The sequence below is a fragment of the Sphingomonas sp. R86520 genome, assembly GCF_042466285.1.
Lineage (GTDB): Bacteria > Pseudomonadota > Alphaproteobacteria > Sphingomonadales > Sphingomonadaceae > Sphingomonas.
In genome coordinates, this window is sequence record NZ_JAXHBZ010000001.1 from 3,823,232 (window position 1) to 3,836,909 (window position 13,678).

Annotated in this window: 12 protein-coding genes; 9 read left to right on the forward strand and 3 right to left on the reverse strand. The window is 65.1% G+C overall.

Going from position 1 to position 13,678, the window contains the following annotated elements; genetic code table 11:
- Together SJY41_RS17715 and SJY41_RS17720 are read right to left on the reverse strand one after the other, a co-directional pair.
- Complete coding sequence (locus SJY41_RS17715) at window positions 1-948, reverse strand: DMT family transporter (protein WP_380783528.1); 948 nt, start codon at window positions 946-948, stop codon at window positions 1-3.
- A 462-nt stretch (window positions 949-1,410) separates the two neighbouring features.
- Window positions 1,411-2,577 (reverse strand): alpha-hydroxy acid oxidase, encoded by a 1,167-nt coding sequence (locus SJY41_RS17720; RefSeq protein ID WP_380783529.1) that lies wholly within the window; start codon window positions 2,575-2,577, stop codon window positions 1,411-1,413.
- A gap of 308 nt (window positions 2,578-2,885) precedes the next feature.
- Here SJY41_RS17720 and SJY41_RS17725 point away from each other — a divergent pair, with 308 nt between their 5' ends.
- From SJY41_RS17725 to SJY41_RS17765, 9 genes are all read left to right on the forward strand, one after another.
- Complete coding sequence (locus SJY41_RS17725) at window positions 2,886-3,335, forward strand: NUDIX domain-containing protein (RefSeq protein ID WP_380783530.1); 450 nt, start codon at window positions 2,886-2,888, stop codon at window positions 3,333-3,335.
- Between the two features lie 132 nt (window positions 3,336-3,467).
- On the forward strand, window positions 3,468-4,952 hold the full coding sequence (locus tag SJY41_RS17730) for a carboxylesterase/lipase family protein (protein WP_380783532.1): 1,485 nt from the start codon (window positions 3,468-3,470) through the stop codon (window positions 4,950-4,952).
- Between the two features lie 9 nt (window positions 4,953-4,961).
- A complete protein-coding gene (locus SJY41_RS17735) occupies window positions 4,962-5,723 on the forward strand; it encodes an SDR family NAD(P)-dependent oxidoreductase (protein WP_380783533.1) in 762 nt (253 codons plus the stop codon).
- Between the two features lie 129 nt (window positions 5,724-5,852).
- A complete protein-coding gene (locus SJY41_RS17740) occupies window positions 5,853-8,003 on the forward strand; it encodes a TonB-dependent receptor (protein ID WP_380783534.1) in 2,151 nt (716 codons plus the stop codon).
- 1 nt (window position 8,004) lies between these two features.
- Window positions 8,005-9,408, forward strand: coding sequence for an FAD-binding oxidoreductase (locus SJY41_RS17745; RefSeq protein WP_380783535.1), 1,404 nt, complete (start codon window positions 8,005-8,007; stop codon window positions 9,406-9,408).
- Between the two features lie 51 nt (window positions 9,409-9,459).
- Entirely contained in the window at window positions 9,460-10,395 is a 936-nt protein-coding gene (locus SJY41_RS17750) for an alpha/beta hydrolase (protein ID WP_380783537.1), read from the forward strand.
- 9 nt (window positions 10,396-10,404) lie between these two features.
- Complete coding sequence (locus SJY41_RS17755; protein WP_380783538.1) at window positions 10,405-11,709, forward strand: MFS transporter; 1,305 nt, start codon at window positions 10,405-10,407, stop codon at window positions 11,707-11,709.
- A gap of 82 nt (window positions 11,710-11,791) precedes the next feature.
- Entirely contained in the window at window positions 11,792-12,559 is a 768-nt protein-coding gene (locus SJY41_RS17760; RefSeq protein WP_380783539.1) for a helix-turn-helix transcriptional regulator, read from the forward strand.
- On the forward strand, window positions 12,556-13,278 hold the full coding sequence (locus SJY41_RS17765) for a FadR/GntR family transcriptional regulator (protein WP_380783540.1): 723 nt from the start codon (window positions 12,556-12,558) through the stop codon (window positions 13,276-13,278). Before SJY41_RS17760 ends, SJY41_RS17765 begins: the two co-directional genes overlap by 4 nt.
- A 150-nt stretch (window positions 13,279-13,428) precedes the next feature.
- Here SJY41_RS17765 and SJY41_RS17770 read toward each other — a convergent pair whose 3' ends face one another.
- Window positions 13,429-13,635, reverse strand: coding sequence for a hypothetical protein (locus SJY41_RS17770; RefSeq protein WP_380783541.1), 207 nt, complete (start codon window positions 13,633-13,635; stop codon window positions 13,429-13,431).
- Window positions 13,636-13,678: the final 43 nt, after the last annotated feature.

Genomic DNA, 13,678 nt, shown 5'->3' on the forward strand with positions numbered 1-13,678 from the left:
TCAAGCCAGCCCTTCCTCATGCGTCGAATACAAACGCGGGCGGCTTTCGATTACGCTGAAGAGACCCACGCCGCCTAGCACGCAGACAGTGCCGACTGCCTCTGGCCAGCCAAACGGCTCGCCGAGCACCATGATAGCGACCCCGATCGTTACCACCGGGCTGATCGTGGAGATGATTGCGGTGCCCTGTGCGCCGATCCTGGCGGTGCCCGCTGACATCAGGAAGGCGGGAACGATCGTTGCGAACACTGCCAGTGCGACGATCAATGCCCAGGCACCTCGTGGCGGTATCAGCGCCGCGGCCGGATGGGTCAGAAAGAAAGCGAGCAACGCCGTCACGCCCGCCGCGCTCATGGCGACGGCCGTGAATAAGGATGGCCCGCAGCGCAGGATCAACTCGCGCGCGAACAACTGGTAGAGCGCGAAGGTTACGGCGGCGGTCGCCACGAACGCCCCGCCTGTCAGTGCTGCCGCCCCCAGCCGCGCCGGCTCACCCGCGAACATCACGAACAGGCCGACATAGCTGAGGCCGGCGCCGAGCAGGGCATGCGCGCGGAGCGGATGGCCAAGCAGCAATCGCCCGAACAGGATCACCAGGAACGGATAGGTGAACAGGATCAACCGCTCGATCTGCGCATCCAGCGTCTGTAACCCCTGAAAGTCCAGCCAAGACGAGACGTAATAGCCGAGGATGCCGACGAGCATGGCCATGCCGAGCGTGCGCGCGTCCGGCCGTGCATCCCGCCCAAGCCGCTGCCACCGCTGTGCGCCGACGAGTGCGAACACCGGTACGGCCAGTACCATCCGCATCGCTAATAGGCTCGTCGTGTCGATCCCGTAGCGATAGATCAGCTTGATCAGCACGCCCTTGATCGCGAACAGCATCGCGCCTGCTGCCGACAAAGCAAAGCCGGCGACACGCCACGAGTGCGGGTGGGTGTCGTCCATCTTCAAGAACCCATCGAATAACGGAGATGACAAGGCGCAAGACTACCGCGCGGAACGGTCTTCTACGCGAACGCGACTAGCCCCTTGCGTTGGTGCGCACCAGCGGAACATACCGGCGTCGACCAGATCAAGTCTTTCTCGGCGCCACGAGGGCGCTTCTCGGCCGATGAGTGGACGTCCGGATTTGGCAAGCCTCGGCACCGCCCGGCGTGGCCGGTTCTGGATCGGCGAGGCATCCAGTGCGAACATTGTCGAAAGCACACACTTTCAGCTGGTCGGGGGATCGGTCGATCGCGCTTCACGGTCAAACTGGCAAGCGATGCTCGACGTCTGGAACTCGTCGAGGTTCGGGCCGTAAATCGTTCAAAAACAGCTTGGTCCTCTCAACGTACACTTGTGTCTAAATACGTCAGGCCGGCAGGGCGGGCGGGCATTGGATACCCACGCGTCGAATGAGCCTGCTCAGTAGCGGGGCTGAACATGGCGACGGGACAGCGCTGCTGCATCGTTCACGCCGGCGAGCGTCAGCGTACGCTCGAATTCTTCGGTCAATATCGTCAGGACGCGATCAACTCCGGCCTCTCCGCCGGCTGCCAGACCGTACAGATAGGGGCGCCCGATCGAACAGGCGGTCGCGCCTAGCGCCAATGCCTTCGCCACGTCCGAGCCGCGCCTGATGCCACCGTCGCAGATGACGTCCGGCGCATCGCCAACGGCGTCGCGCACCGCGGCAATCTGATCGATCGGTGCAGGCGCTCCATCGAGTTGGCGTCCGCCATGATTGGATACCATCACGCCGGTCGCTCCCGACGCGATCGACCGCCGCGCGTCCTCGGGTGTCATCACGCCCTTGATCGCGAGCGGCCCGTTCCACTCCCTGGCGAGCCATTCGACGTCGCGCCACCCGACCGAGCGATCGAACTGGCCACCGATATAGTCGAACAGGCTCATCGGCCCCGATGCGAGCGCGTCGATCTTGTGACTGACGTTCGCAAGATCGAATTTCGACCCCGTCAGCGCGGCAAGCGACCATGATGGATGTCGTGCGAAGCTCAGTAGCGACTTGAGCGTCAGCCTGGGTGGGAGGGACAGCCCGCTGCGCTTGTCTCGTTCGCGGTTGCCGGCAACGGGTGTGTCCACGGTCAGTGCCAGCCCGTGATAGCCTGCATCCCGGCAACGCGCGACGAACTCCGCGGTCAAGCCACGGTCCTTGAAGATGTAGATTTGGAAAACCTTCGGCCCGGCGAATGCCTGGGCAAGGTCCTCCAGCCGCGTCGTTCCCATCGTCGACAGACTATAGAGTATGCCGTGGCGCGCAGCAGCGCGGGCGACGGCCAGTTCGGCATGGCCGTGGAACATACGGGTAAGGCCGGTCGGCGACAGCATCAGCGGCCAGCGCGCCGGTTGCCCAAACAGCGTAGCGCCGGTCCGGATGTTCGAGACGTCCTTCAGAACGTCCGGCACGAGTGCGTAGCTCGAAAATGCGGTGACGTTTCGGCGTAGCGACACTTCGTCGTCGGCGCCGCCGTCGATATAGTCGAAGATCGGCCGCGGCAGCCGTTTGCGTGCCATCAGGCGCAGGTCGGAAACATTGTTCGCACGGTGAAGCTGCGTCATGGTCGTTGCCACTCTTCGATCGCTAACAGCAGAAGTCCCTCTTTCACCATCGCTCTCCTACGTCTTGACGGCTCGCCGATGCTCGGGATGGCAAGCACGGCGAACAGACGTTGCACCGACGCGTTGCCCCCGTGATCCGGATCGGGAGAGTCATCGCAGTCTGCGCGCATTCGGGGCAAGCGACCAAACCAACTACTGTGCAAGGCCGCTGCATGACTGTGCCCACCGAAGGCATTTGGAGCATGAACCCCCATTCTCGGGTACCACTCCGAAGCGTCGTTTACAGGCAGGAACACCAGCGCGTGGGTATACATAATCGAATGATCGGCAGGGTAGCGAGGCTCGTATGGCGGGTCGGCAAGCCGCGCACTATCGGTGTTCGCGCGCTGCTGCTGGACCGGGACGGGCGGGTCGCGCTGGTGCGGCATACCTATGCCGATCATTGGTATCTTCCCGGTGGCGGCGTGAAGAAGGGTGAGAGCATCCCCGCCGCGCTGGTACGCGAGCTTGCCGAGGAAGTGGCGATTGCCGACCCGGTGATCGAGCGCGTGCTGGGCGTCTATCATAGCCGCCGCGAGAGCAAGGACGACCATATCGTGATCTTCGTCGTGCGAACTGCAGCGAGCGGCATACTAGACCGTGCCGACCTGCGGGAGATCGACCAGGCCGGCTGGTTCCCGCTGGAAGACCTGCCGGAGACGACATCTCCCGCGACCCGACGGCGCATCGCGGAATACCGGCGGGGCGCGACCGGAACCGGAGCCTGGTGACGCGGACGCGCGTCGGCTCGCCGGACTGCACGATGAAAGCAACGATGGGCATAATGTGAGTTCGCGACGGGCGTTGCGGGGCTGCTACCTTCGTCCTCCGACTGCGGCTGCGGATCGGAAGGAGAGAACATCGTGAGCGAACCCATCGTCTCGACCGCCGACGGTATCGTGCAGGGGAGCACCGCCGGCGGCGTGCTGCGGTTCCTCGGCGTGCCTTACGCCGCGGCGCCGGTGGCCGCCAACCGCTTCGCGCCGCCACAACCGGTCGTGCCGTGGTCCGGCGTACGCGACGCGACGGTGGCCGGACCCAATGCACCGCAGCGGACCAAGGCGTTCCCCGGCCTCGATACCGTACCGCTGATCGGTGAAGGCTGGGTGCCGGGTGGCGACTATCTGACGGCGAATATCTGGCGCCCCGATGACCACCGAACTGACCTGCCGGTGATGGTGTTCATCCACGGCGGCGGGTTCGTGATCGGCAGCAAGGATGCGCCGGTGCAGGACGGCAGCACGTTCGCGCGCGATGGCGTCGTGTGCGTCGCGTTCAACTATCGGATGGGCGTCGACGGCTTCCTGCCAATCCCCGGCGTGCCGACCAATCTTGGCCTGCGCGACATGATCGCGGCGCTGGAATGGGTGCGTGACGGAGTAGCGGCGTTCGGCGGGGATCCGGGCAACGTCACGGTGTTCGGCGAGTCCGCGGGTGCGATGGCGATCGCCGATCTGATCACCTCGCCGCTCGCCAAAGGTTTGTTCAGGCGCGCGATCGTACAGAGTGGGCATGGCGGGATGACGCGCTCGATCCCGGTGATGCAGCGGCTGGTGAAGAAGCTGGCGAAGATCCTGAGGATCGCGCCCGATGCTGCCGGTTTCACGAGCGTGAGCCATGATACGCTGATCGATGCGGTCGAGGCGGTATCAGCGCCGGCCGCGCGGATCGATCTGCGTGACGAGACGGGGCGCGAGCCGGTATTCGGCATCAGCCGGTTCGTCCCCGTTCACGGCGACGACGTCCTGCCGGAGCGTCCGCTCGATGCGCTGGCGAATGGCGCTGGCGCGGAGGTGGATCTGCTGATCGGCACGAATGCCGAGGAGATGAACCTCTACCTCGTCCCCACCGGCGTACGCGACAAGATCGGGCGGCTGCTCGCGACGTACGTCCTGCACAAGTCGCAACCGCACGCGCGCAAAGTGCTGAAGGCGTACGGGATCGGGACGAAGGGCAGGAAGCCCGGCCAGGCGCTGACCGATGCGATGAACGATCTTGTCTTTCGCTGGCCAGCGCGCAGGTTTGCGGAAGCGCACAAGGGGCGCACGCACATGTACGAGTTCGACTGGCGCTCACCGATGTTCGGCGGCGAGCTCGGTGCGTCGCATGGGATGGAACTGCCGTTCGTGTTCGACGCCCTGGCCTGCGCAACCGGCGAGCAGGGTCTGTGCGGACCCAATCCGCCGCAGGATCTGGCCAACCGGATGCACGCGCTGTGGGTCCAGTTCGCGATCGATGGCAGCCTGCCCTGGCCCGAATTCGCTGCGGACACGCGGCAGGTCTACTCCCTCGTCCGGCAGGAGGCGCGGCACGAGCCCGCCATGCCAGCCGCACCATTCCTGCCCTGAGGACCGACGATGTATCGCAAACGACTGAAACTGACGGGCCGTCGCGCGCTGGTGACCGGTGGCGCGGCAGGGATCGGCCTTGCCTGTGCCGAGGCGCTGGCGGAGATGGGCGCGCTCGTGACGATCGCCGATCGCGACGAGGCGGCGATCTTGGCCGGGCAGGCGGCGCTCTCGGAGAACGGCTATGCGGTCGACGGCATCGCGATGGACGTGACCGACCCGGCACGCGTCACCACAGTCGCCGATCAGCTCGGGGCGATCGACATTCTCGTCAACAATGCCGGGATCGCGCGTAGTGAAACCCCAGCGGAAGTCGTCGCCGACGAGCATTGGCTGAACGTGCTCGACGTCAATCTCAACGGCACCTTCTGGTGCGCGCGCGCCTTTGGCCGGCACATGCTGGCGGCGGGGAAGGGCGCGATCGTCAATGTCGGGTCGATGAGCGGTTTCATCGTCAACCGACCGCAACCGCAGAGCTATTACAACGCATCGAAGGCCGCAGTGCATCAGCTGACCAAGAGCCTCGCTGCCGAATGGGCGCCGCGCGGTGTCCGCGTCAACGCGGTTGCGCCGACCTACATCAACACCGTTCTCAACAGCTTCGCGGATCGCGAGGGCGAAATGTACAGGCGCTGGATCGACGGCACGCCGCAGGGCCGTCTCGGCGAACCCGAAGAAGTCGCGTCGATCGTCGCGTTCCTAGCGTCGGATGCGGCGAGCCTGATGACAGGTAGCATCGTCCTCGCCGACGGCGGCTATAGCTGCTGGTAACGCTCCGATCGGCGAAGTCCGCGAGCCGGACGGCATAGCGCGGGACCTTTCATACAGGTAAGCTATCGGATAGCTCTGACTGTAGAAGTAGCCGGCGATGGATCGGCGCTCTAAAGGGATGAGGATCCAATGCGCTTCAAGACATTGCTCGCCGCAGGATGCGCCGCCGCCGCTCTCACGACCACGCCGGCCCTTGCGCAGGACGCGACCAAGGTAACGCAGCCCGCAAGTTCCGACGACATCATCATCACCGCCCGTCAGCGCCAGGAATCGCTGAAGGACGTGCCGATCGCCGTCACCGCGATCTCGGGCGACCGGCTCAAGGAACTGCAGGTCAATACGGTCAAGGACGTCGCGTCCTACACGCCGGGCCTGAACATCAATTCGGACAGCGTCGGCCGCGCGTTCGTGTCGATCCGCGGGATAGGCACGACGTTGATCGACACGGTGCAGCCCGGCGTCGGCATCTTCATCGACGGCGTCTACCAGCCGAACACCTCCTATCTCAATTCGCCGATCGTCGACGTCGCGCGGATCGAAGTTCTCCGCGGACCGCAAGGTACGTTGTTCGGCAACAACACGCTGGGCGGCGCGATCAACGTCATCACCCGCCAGCCGGGCAATGACTGGGAAGGCCGGTTCGACGCCGCGATCGCCGGCACGGACAATTACACGTCGGTATCGGGATCAGTCAGCGGGCCGATCGTGCGCGATCTGCTCCAGTTCCGCTTGGGTGCGTCCTATCACGAACAGGACGGCTTCATGCGCAACACGCTGACGATCGGCGACATGAACCCGCTGAAACAGCAAAGCGTCGGCGGCACGCTGCGTTTCACGCCGGCCGACTGGGCGGTATTCACGGTCAACGGCAATTACGACCAGACCGCAGGCGGCAGCACGTCGTATATTCACGTCGCCGGGCCGACCGATTACCGGCTCGACGGCGCGACCAACGTCCTGAACCGCGCCGTGATCGACTATTACGGCGCGAGCGTGAAGGGCGAGTTCGATGCCGCCTCGCTGAAAACCAAGATCACCGCGATCGGCGCCTACAACCAGAAAAACGTCGCCGGGATCAACGACGGCGATTTTGGCCCCGTCGACCTGCTCCGCACCCGCGGCGGTTCGACCTTGAAGACCAAGACCGCCGAACTGCGCTTCGATACGCAGTGGAGCGACGCGTTCTCGACGTTGATCGGGCTGTACGGCAACCGCTACACGCAGACGAGCGATCAGCTTACGACGATCGATTTCCGCGCGCTGCTGGGGCCGACCTTCCCGGCGCCGGCCTCGACCACGCCGTCGTCGACCTATGTCCGCAACGACACACGCGCGATCTTCGCCACCGCGTTCCTGAAAGTCGGCACGCTCGATCTCGCGATCGGTGGCCGCTACGATCACCAGAAGCTGGTCGCAAGCCAGGTCAACGGCACGACGCCGTATACGGCGCCCGAGTACAAGAAGGACCAGTTCCAGCCGCGCGTCACGCTGACGCAACACTGGACACCGGCGGTGATGAGCTACGCCTCGGTCGCCAAGGGTATCCGCGGCGGTGGCCAGAACGGTCCGGGTACGCGGCCGGAGGATGCGACCTACAAGGGCGACAATGTCTGGACCTACGAACTCGGCACCAAGTTCGACGTGTTCGACCGTCGCCTGACGATCAACGCCGACGTGTTCTACAACGACTATAAGGACTTCATCGGCCAGAACTCGCTCGCGCCCAACACCAGCGGGGGATTCGTCGCGATCAACCTCAACACCGGCACCGTCGAAAGCTACGGCGCCGAAGTGGAGGCGCATCTGCGCGTGACGAACCAGTGGCGGATCGATGCCGGCGCGTCGTATCTCCATGCCCGCATCACCGACGACAGCCAGTATTTCGCGACCACCGGCGTCCACGTATCGAGCGACCGGATCATCTTCACGCCCGATTACAATTTCAACTTCAATACGACCTACACCGTGCCGGTCGGCGAGAATGCGGTGCTGCTCGATGCCGGGATTTTCGGGAAGGGTAGCCGGGTCGGCTCCTCGCTCGACCCCAATGTCGCGCCGAAACTATCGGCCTATGCGATCACGAACGCCTCGCTCGGCTTCCGTTTCTCGAGCGGGCTGACGGTGACGGCGTTCGGCACCAACCTGTTCAACACCAAGTTCATCGAAAGCTATATCGACAAGTCGGCGCTGGTCCGCGCAGGGCTCGCGCCGCTGGCGTCGAACCTTGCCATCCAGGGCGACCGTCGCCGCTACGGCGTGCGCGCGAGCTTCCGGTTCTAGGATGACCATGCATTTCGACCCTGTAGAACGTGCGCCGCTCGACCCGGCGTTCGTCGCGGCGCTCAAGCAGCGGTTCGGCGACGCGCTGCACGTAAGCGACGCGATGCGGCTCCACCACGGCAGCAGCGAGGCGCATTTCGCACCGATGCTGCCCGACGCCGTCGTCTTTGCGCGATCGACCGAGGAGGTGGTCGATCTCGTCAAACTGTGCACCGCGGCGAAAGTACCGATCGTGCCGTTCGGTGCAGGAACCTCGATCGAGGGCAACACGCTGGCGGTGCACGGCGGCGTCTCGATCGACCTGTCCGAGATGACGCAGATCGTCTCGGTCAACGCCGAGGACTTCGACTGCACGGTGCAGGCCGGGGTCCGCCGCGAACAGCTCAACGAGCACATCCGCGACCTGGGGCTGTTCTTTCCGATCGATCCCGGCGCCAATGCGACGATCGGCGGGATGGCCGCGACGCGGGCGAGTGGGACCAACGCGGTGCGCTACGGCACGATGCGCGAGGCGGTACTGAGCCTGCGGGTGGTAACGCCCGATGGTCGCGAGATCCGCACCAGCCGGCGTGCGCGCAAATCGGCAGCGGGCTATGACCTGACCCGGCTGTTCGTGGGTTCCGAGGGCACGCTCGGCATCATCACCGAAGTGACGCTGCGGCTGCACGGCATTCCCGAGGCGATCTCGTCCGCGGTGTGCAGCTTCGACACGCTGAACGGCGCGGTCGATACGGTGGTGCAGGCGATCCAGATCGGCGTGCCGCTCGCGCGCGTCGAGATCCTCGACGACATGCAGATGAAGGCGGTCAACGCCTGGTCGAAGCTCGATTACCCCGAACTGACGACGCTGTTCTTCGAATTCCACGGCTCGCCGCGCTATGTCGACGAACAGGCCGAAACGGTGCGTGAACTAGCGGCGGCGAACGGCGGCGGCGATTTCCGCTGGTCGAACATGCCAGAAGAACGCTCGAAGCTGTGGAAGGCGCGGCACGAGGCGTATTACGCGGCGGTCAACCTGCGCCCCGGCGCTGTCGGCTGGGCGACCGACGTGTGCGTGCCGATCAGCCGCCTGGCGGAATGCATCGGCGAGACCAAGGCCGATCTTCAGGCGTCGTCGGTTCCGGCGACCATTCTCGGCCATGTCGGCGACGGCAATTTCCACGTCGTCTTCTCGATCGATCCGGAGTCCGAGGCGGAGCTTGCCGAGGTGTCGGCGATCAACGCAAGGATGGTCGAGCGTGCGCTGGCGATGGATGGCACCTGCACCGGCGAACACGGCATCGGCATCGGCAAACAGGATTGGCTGGTCGCGGAATTGGGTGATGCGGTCGATCTGATGCGGACGCTGAAGCATGCGCTCGATCCGCACAATCTGTTCAATCCCGGCAAGATCTTCGCGTTCTGAACGCCGGTCCGATATCGAACGCGCTTCGGAACGACGATCATGGAGAGAGTGATGGACAGCCTGCATTTAGTGGACCCGACGCTGCGCCCGCTGCTGGAGATGATGCCGCAGATATCGCTCACCGCCGATATCCTGCCGGCGATGCGCGACCGGCCATCGATGCTGCCGCCGGCCGACGAGTCGCTGGCGACGCTGGAGATCCACACCGTACCCAGTCCGGCCGGAGCGCCCGATATCGACCTGCATGTCTTCCGGCCTGTCGGTGTCACCGGCGTCCTGCCGTGCATCTATCATATTCATGGCGGCGGCTATGTGATGGGCAAGGTCAGCGAGTACGACCCGCTGGTCCGCCCCCTGATCGCCGACCTCCAATGCGTCCTGGTGTCGGTCGAATACCGGCTGGCACCCGAGACGAACTTTCCCGGCCCGATCGAGGATTGCTATGCGGGGCTCGCCTGGACGATCGCGAACGCCGATACGCTCGGCATCGATCCGGCGCGGCTCGGCGTGATGGGGCAGAGCGCGGGCGGCGGTTACGCCGCAGCACTGGCGCTGATGGTGCGCGACCGCGGCGAACATACGCTCGCGTTCCAGCACCTGATCTACCCGATGCTCGACGACCGGACCTGCACCGCCGCCTCGAACCCCTATGCCGGCGAATTCATCTGGACCGCGCAGAGCAACCGCTTCGGCTGGAGCTCGCTGCTCGGCCGCGCGCCCGGTGGCGACGACGTATCGTCCTATGCCGCGCCCGCCCGCGCGACCGATCTCGGCAACCTACCGCCCGCCTATATCGCGACCGGCGCGCTCGATCTCTTCGTCGACGAGGACATCAACTATGCCACGCGGCTGATCCGCGCGGGCGTGCCGGTCGAGCTTCACGTCTATCCCGGCGGCTATCACGGCTTCGATATCTTCGCCGACGGTCCGGTCTCGCAACAGGCGCGCCGCGACAGTCTTGAGGCGCTGCGCCGCGCGCTTGCATAAGGACCCTGCATGACCGATTTCGCCCGACCGATCGACACGGTCTCACCACCGTTCGCCAAGACGCTGCTGCCGTTGCTTGCGCTCGCGCTGGCAATGGCGATCGGTTTCACGATGATGGGCGCATTCGGGACGGTGCAGGAAGGGGCCAAGGCCGAACTTCACCTCAGCGATTATACGCTGAGCTTGATCCAGGGCTTGTCGGCGGCACTGCCTCTGGCCGTATTCTCGATCCCGATCGGCATCATGGTCGATCGCTATAACCGGGTGCGGATGATGATCGCTCTTGCGTTCGTCTGGACGGTTGGCACGCTGCTCACCGGCCTCGCGCACAGTGTCCCGCCGCTGTTCGTCGCGCGCATGCTGACCGGGATCGGCACGACCGGCGCACTGACCGCAGCACTGTCGCTCTGCGCGGACTTCTGCGTGCCGACGCAGCGGGGCAGGGCGATGCTGATCGTGAACCTCGGCAAGTCGCTCGGGATCGCGCTCGCTTTGGCGCTGTCGGGCGCGCTGTTCGGGCTGTTCGCGCACGGCAGCGCACCGGCCGGGTTCGCAGGGATGATGCCATGGCGTAGCGTCCATCTGTGCCTGGCCGCCGTCAGCGCGCTCGCGATCCTGCCGTTGTTCCTGCTCCGCGAACCGGCACGGCAGGAGGTTGCAGCGGGCGCCCATGCGCCGTTCAAAATCGTGGCCGGCGAACTCTGGGCGCGGCGCGTGTTCCTGATCCCGTTGTTCATCGGTCAGATCAGCGTGGTGATGGCCGATGCCGCCGCCGGGATCTGGGTATCGCCGGTCCTGTCGCGGACGTTCGGGCTGCAACCCGACCAGTTCGCCGGCTGGATGGGCGCGTTGCTGTTCGGCGCTGGCGTGGTGGGAGCGATCGTCGGGGGGCTGTCCGCCGACCGGGGGCAGAAGAGCGGGCGACGCGGTGGCCTGTTGATCGGCGCGATCGTCGCCGCTGCGACCGGCGTACCCGCGGCGTTGTTTCCGATCATGCCCTCAGTGCCATTGTTCGGGGTCGCGGTCGGCCTGCTGGTAACCTGTGGCGCTGTCACGGGCGTCGTGACGTCGGTCGCGTTGACGGTGTTGATCCCCAACGAATTGCGCGGGTTGTGCATCGGCGTGTTCATCGCGATCGCCGGGCTGATCGGCTACGGTCTTGCCCCGACGCTGGTCGCGGCGGCCAGTGGCATGCTGGGTGGCGAAGCGCATCTCGCGCAAGGGCTTGCGATCGTCGGCGTGGTCACCAGCGCGATCTCCGTCGTCGCATTCTGGATGGCAATGCACCGCGCACCGGCTTCGGCTATCGCGTAACCTGTCAGATAGCTCTTGCATGAGCTATCCGATAGCTGCATGATCGTCTCCAATCTCGGGAAACGAGAAAAGGAGATCGGTGTTGGACGAGGCTGGCTTGCAAAAGGATCGCGTCACGGTGTCGCCTGAGATGTCGGCGTTCGTCGGCGCGGGCGTAGTCGATCCGGCGGCATTGCCTGCCGACGGCGTCATACTCTGCTTCACGCTGGGCAAGGATGCGCCGGCGCATGTGACCGTCACTACGGGCGTGGTTCCTTCGGGCGAGCAGGCGGTCCTCGTCCTTGCGGTCGAACGCGGCGCTTGCCTCCGGGTCTTCGACTACGCGCCCGACGCGGACCTCGCATGCCACTTACCGAGCGAATTGCGCTTGATCGTCGCGGCGATCCGCGACTGCGTGCTGCCCGAGCCTTGGTGCAACACGCATCGCTCGGCGAAATGCATCGAACTCTTGTCCACCACGTTCCAGCGGATCGTCGAGGACGACCTCGTACCCCTCGCTGGTGCCGGGCAATTGTCCGCGCGCGACAGCCAGCGGATCGTCGCTGCCAAGCGGATGATCGACGAACGTTGGGGCGAAAAGATGACGCTGGATTCGATCTCGCGTGCGTGCGGGCTGAACCGCGCGAAGCTGACTCGTGGCTTTCGCGACATGTTTGCGTGCACCGTCGCCGATGCGTTGACCGACCGGCGGCTCGGCGCGGCACGCCAGCTGCTGATCGCGACCGACCTGCCGGTGTCGTCGATCGGCTATCGCTGCGGCTATCTCAACAACGCCAGCTTCACCCGGGCTTTTTCCCGGCAGTTCGGCACGACCCCGTCGTCGCTGCGCGCACCACGGCTCGCGGCATGAGCGGGGCAAGCCTGCGACTGGTCGAGGGCGGTTCGCTCGTCGACCAGGCGGTCCACGCGGTCCGCACCCACATCCGCGCGAACGACATGAAGGTCGGCGACACGCTGCCGTCTGAAGGGCATTTCGCTACCGAACTGGGCGTCAGCCGGCCCGTGCTCCGCGAGGCGTTCGGCGCGCTGGCGGCGCTACGGCTGATCGACGTGGGCAACGGCCGCCGCGCGCGCGTCGCGGCGATCGACGGGTCGGTCATGGCGACGTCGCTCGATCACGCGGTGGCGACCGCGCAGATCTCGATGGTGCAGATCTGGGACGTGCGCCGCACGCTGGAGTTGCGCACCGCCGAACTGGCCGCGATCGAACGCAGCGACGACGAGGCACGGACGATCGTCGGTCTGGCTGAGGCAATGGGGGCGGCAGGTACCGATGTCGATGCGCTGACGCGGCACGACATCGCATTTCACCAGGCGATCGCGCAGGCGGGGCGCAACATGCTGTTCCTGCAGATCATCCGCTCGTTCGCGCCGATGATGGTCCATGCGGTGCCCGCCGCCTGGGCAACGCGAACCACGGCGCGACAACGTACCGCCGTTCTTGCGCATCATCATGATCTTGCGCGAGCGATCGCCGATCGTGAGCCGAAAGCTGCGATTGCCGCGATGAACACGCATTTTGTCGCGTCGATCGGAGATCTGTTCGCGCGTCGCGAGAGCGGTATTTAACCCACATCCATCGTCCGGGCATACGTCGTTGTTCACGACATGATTTGAGCAGGGTTGGCTTGACGGAATTACATCAACATTTGGCGGGTGTGGAAAGCTTGTTGAACCCCATGTCGTGCAGCAACGTGGCCACCACGACGATCTCGGCATCTAAACGCCTCGGCGCGGCGCGCACCAAGCGTTGCGGCGAATATTCACGAGCGCGTGACGTGGTTGAACAGGACCGGCAACATCCGCGCGGGCGAACTCGAACGCCTTCAGGATGGCCGGTGCTTCGGCGAGGTCGGCGAAGCGGTCGCGTAACTGCCCGTCGGACGGGGTGACGGATTCGGGCGCGATGACGTCTGCGATGGACATGGCGGCTCTTTTGCGCACCCTCGTGTGTCGCGGCGGCGTGATG

What these genes read in the sequence shown, in the direction of transcription:
- SJY41_RS17755 (WP_380783538.1), top strand. Translation starts at nt 10,405, where the DNA reads ATGACCGATTTCGCCCGACCGATCGACACGGTCTCACCACCGTTCGCC.
- SJY41_RS17750 (WP_380783537.1), top strand. Translation starts at nt 9,460, where the DNA reads ATGGACAGCCTGCATTTAGTGGACCCGACGCTGCGCCCGCTGCTGGAG.
- SJY41_RS17765 (WP_380783540.1), top strand. Translation starts at nt 12,556, where the DNA reads ATGAGCGGGGCAAGCCTGCGACTGGTCGAGGGCGGTTCGCTCGTCGAC.
- SJY41_RS17740 (WP_380783534.1), top strand. Translation starts at nt 5,853, where the DNA reads ATGCGCTTCAAGACATTGCTCGCCGCAGGATGCGCCGCCGCCGCTCTC.
- SJY41_RS17725 (WP_380783530.1), top strand. Translation starts at nt 2,886, where the DNA reads ATGATCGGCAGGGTAGCGAGGCTCGTATGGCGGGTCGGCAAGCCGCGC.
- SJY41_RS17735 (WP_380783533.1), top strand. Translation starts at nt 4,962, where the DNA reads ATGTATCGCAAACGACTGAAACTGACGGGCCGTCGCGCGCTGGTGACC.
- SJY41_RS17715 (WP_380783528.1), bottom strand. Translation starts at nt 948, where the DNA reads ATGGACGACACCCACCCGCACTCGTGGCGTGTCGCCGGCTTTGCTTTG.
- SJY41_RS17770 (WP_380783541.1), bottom strand. Translation starts at nt 13,635, where the DNA reads ATGTCCATCGCAGACGTCATCGCGCCCGAATCCGTCACCCCGTCCGAC.
- SJY41_RS17745 (WP_380783535.1), top strand. Translation starts at nt 8,005, where the DNA reads ATGACCATGCATTTCGACCCTGTAGAACGTGCGCCGCTCGACCCGGCG.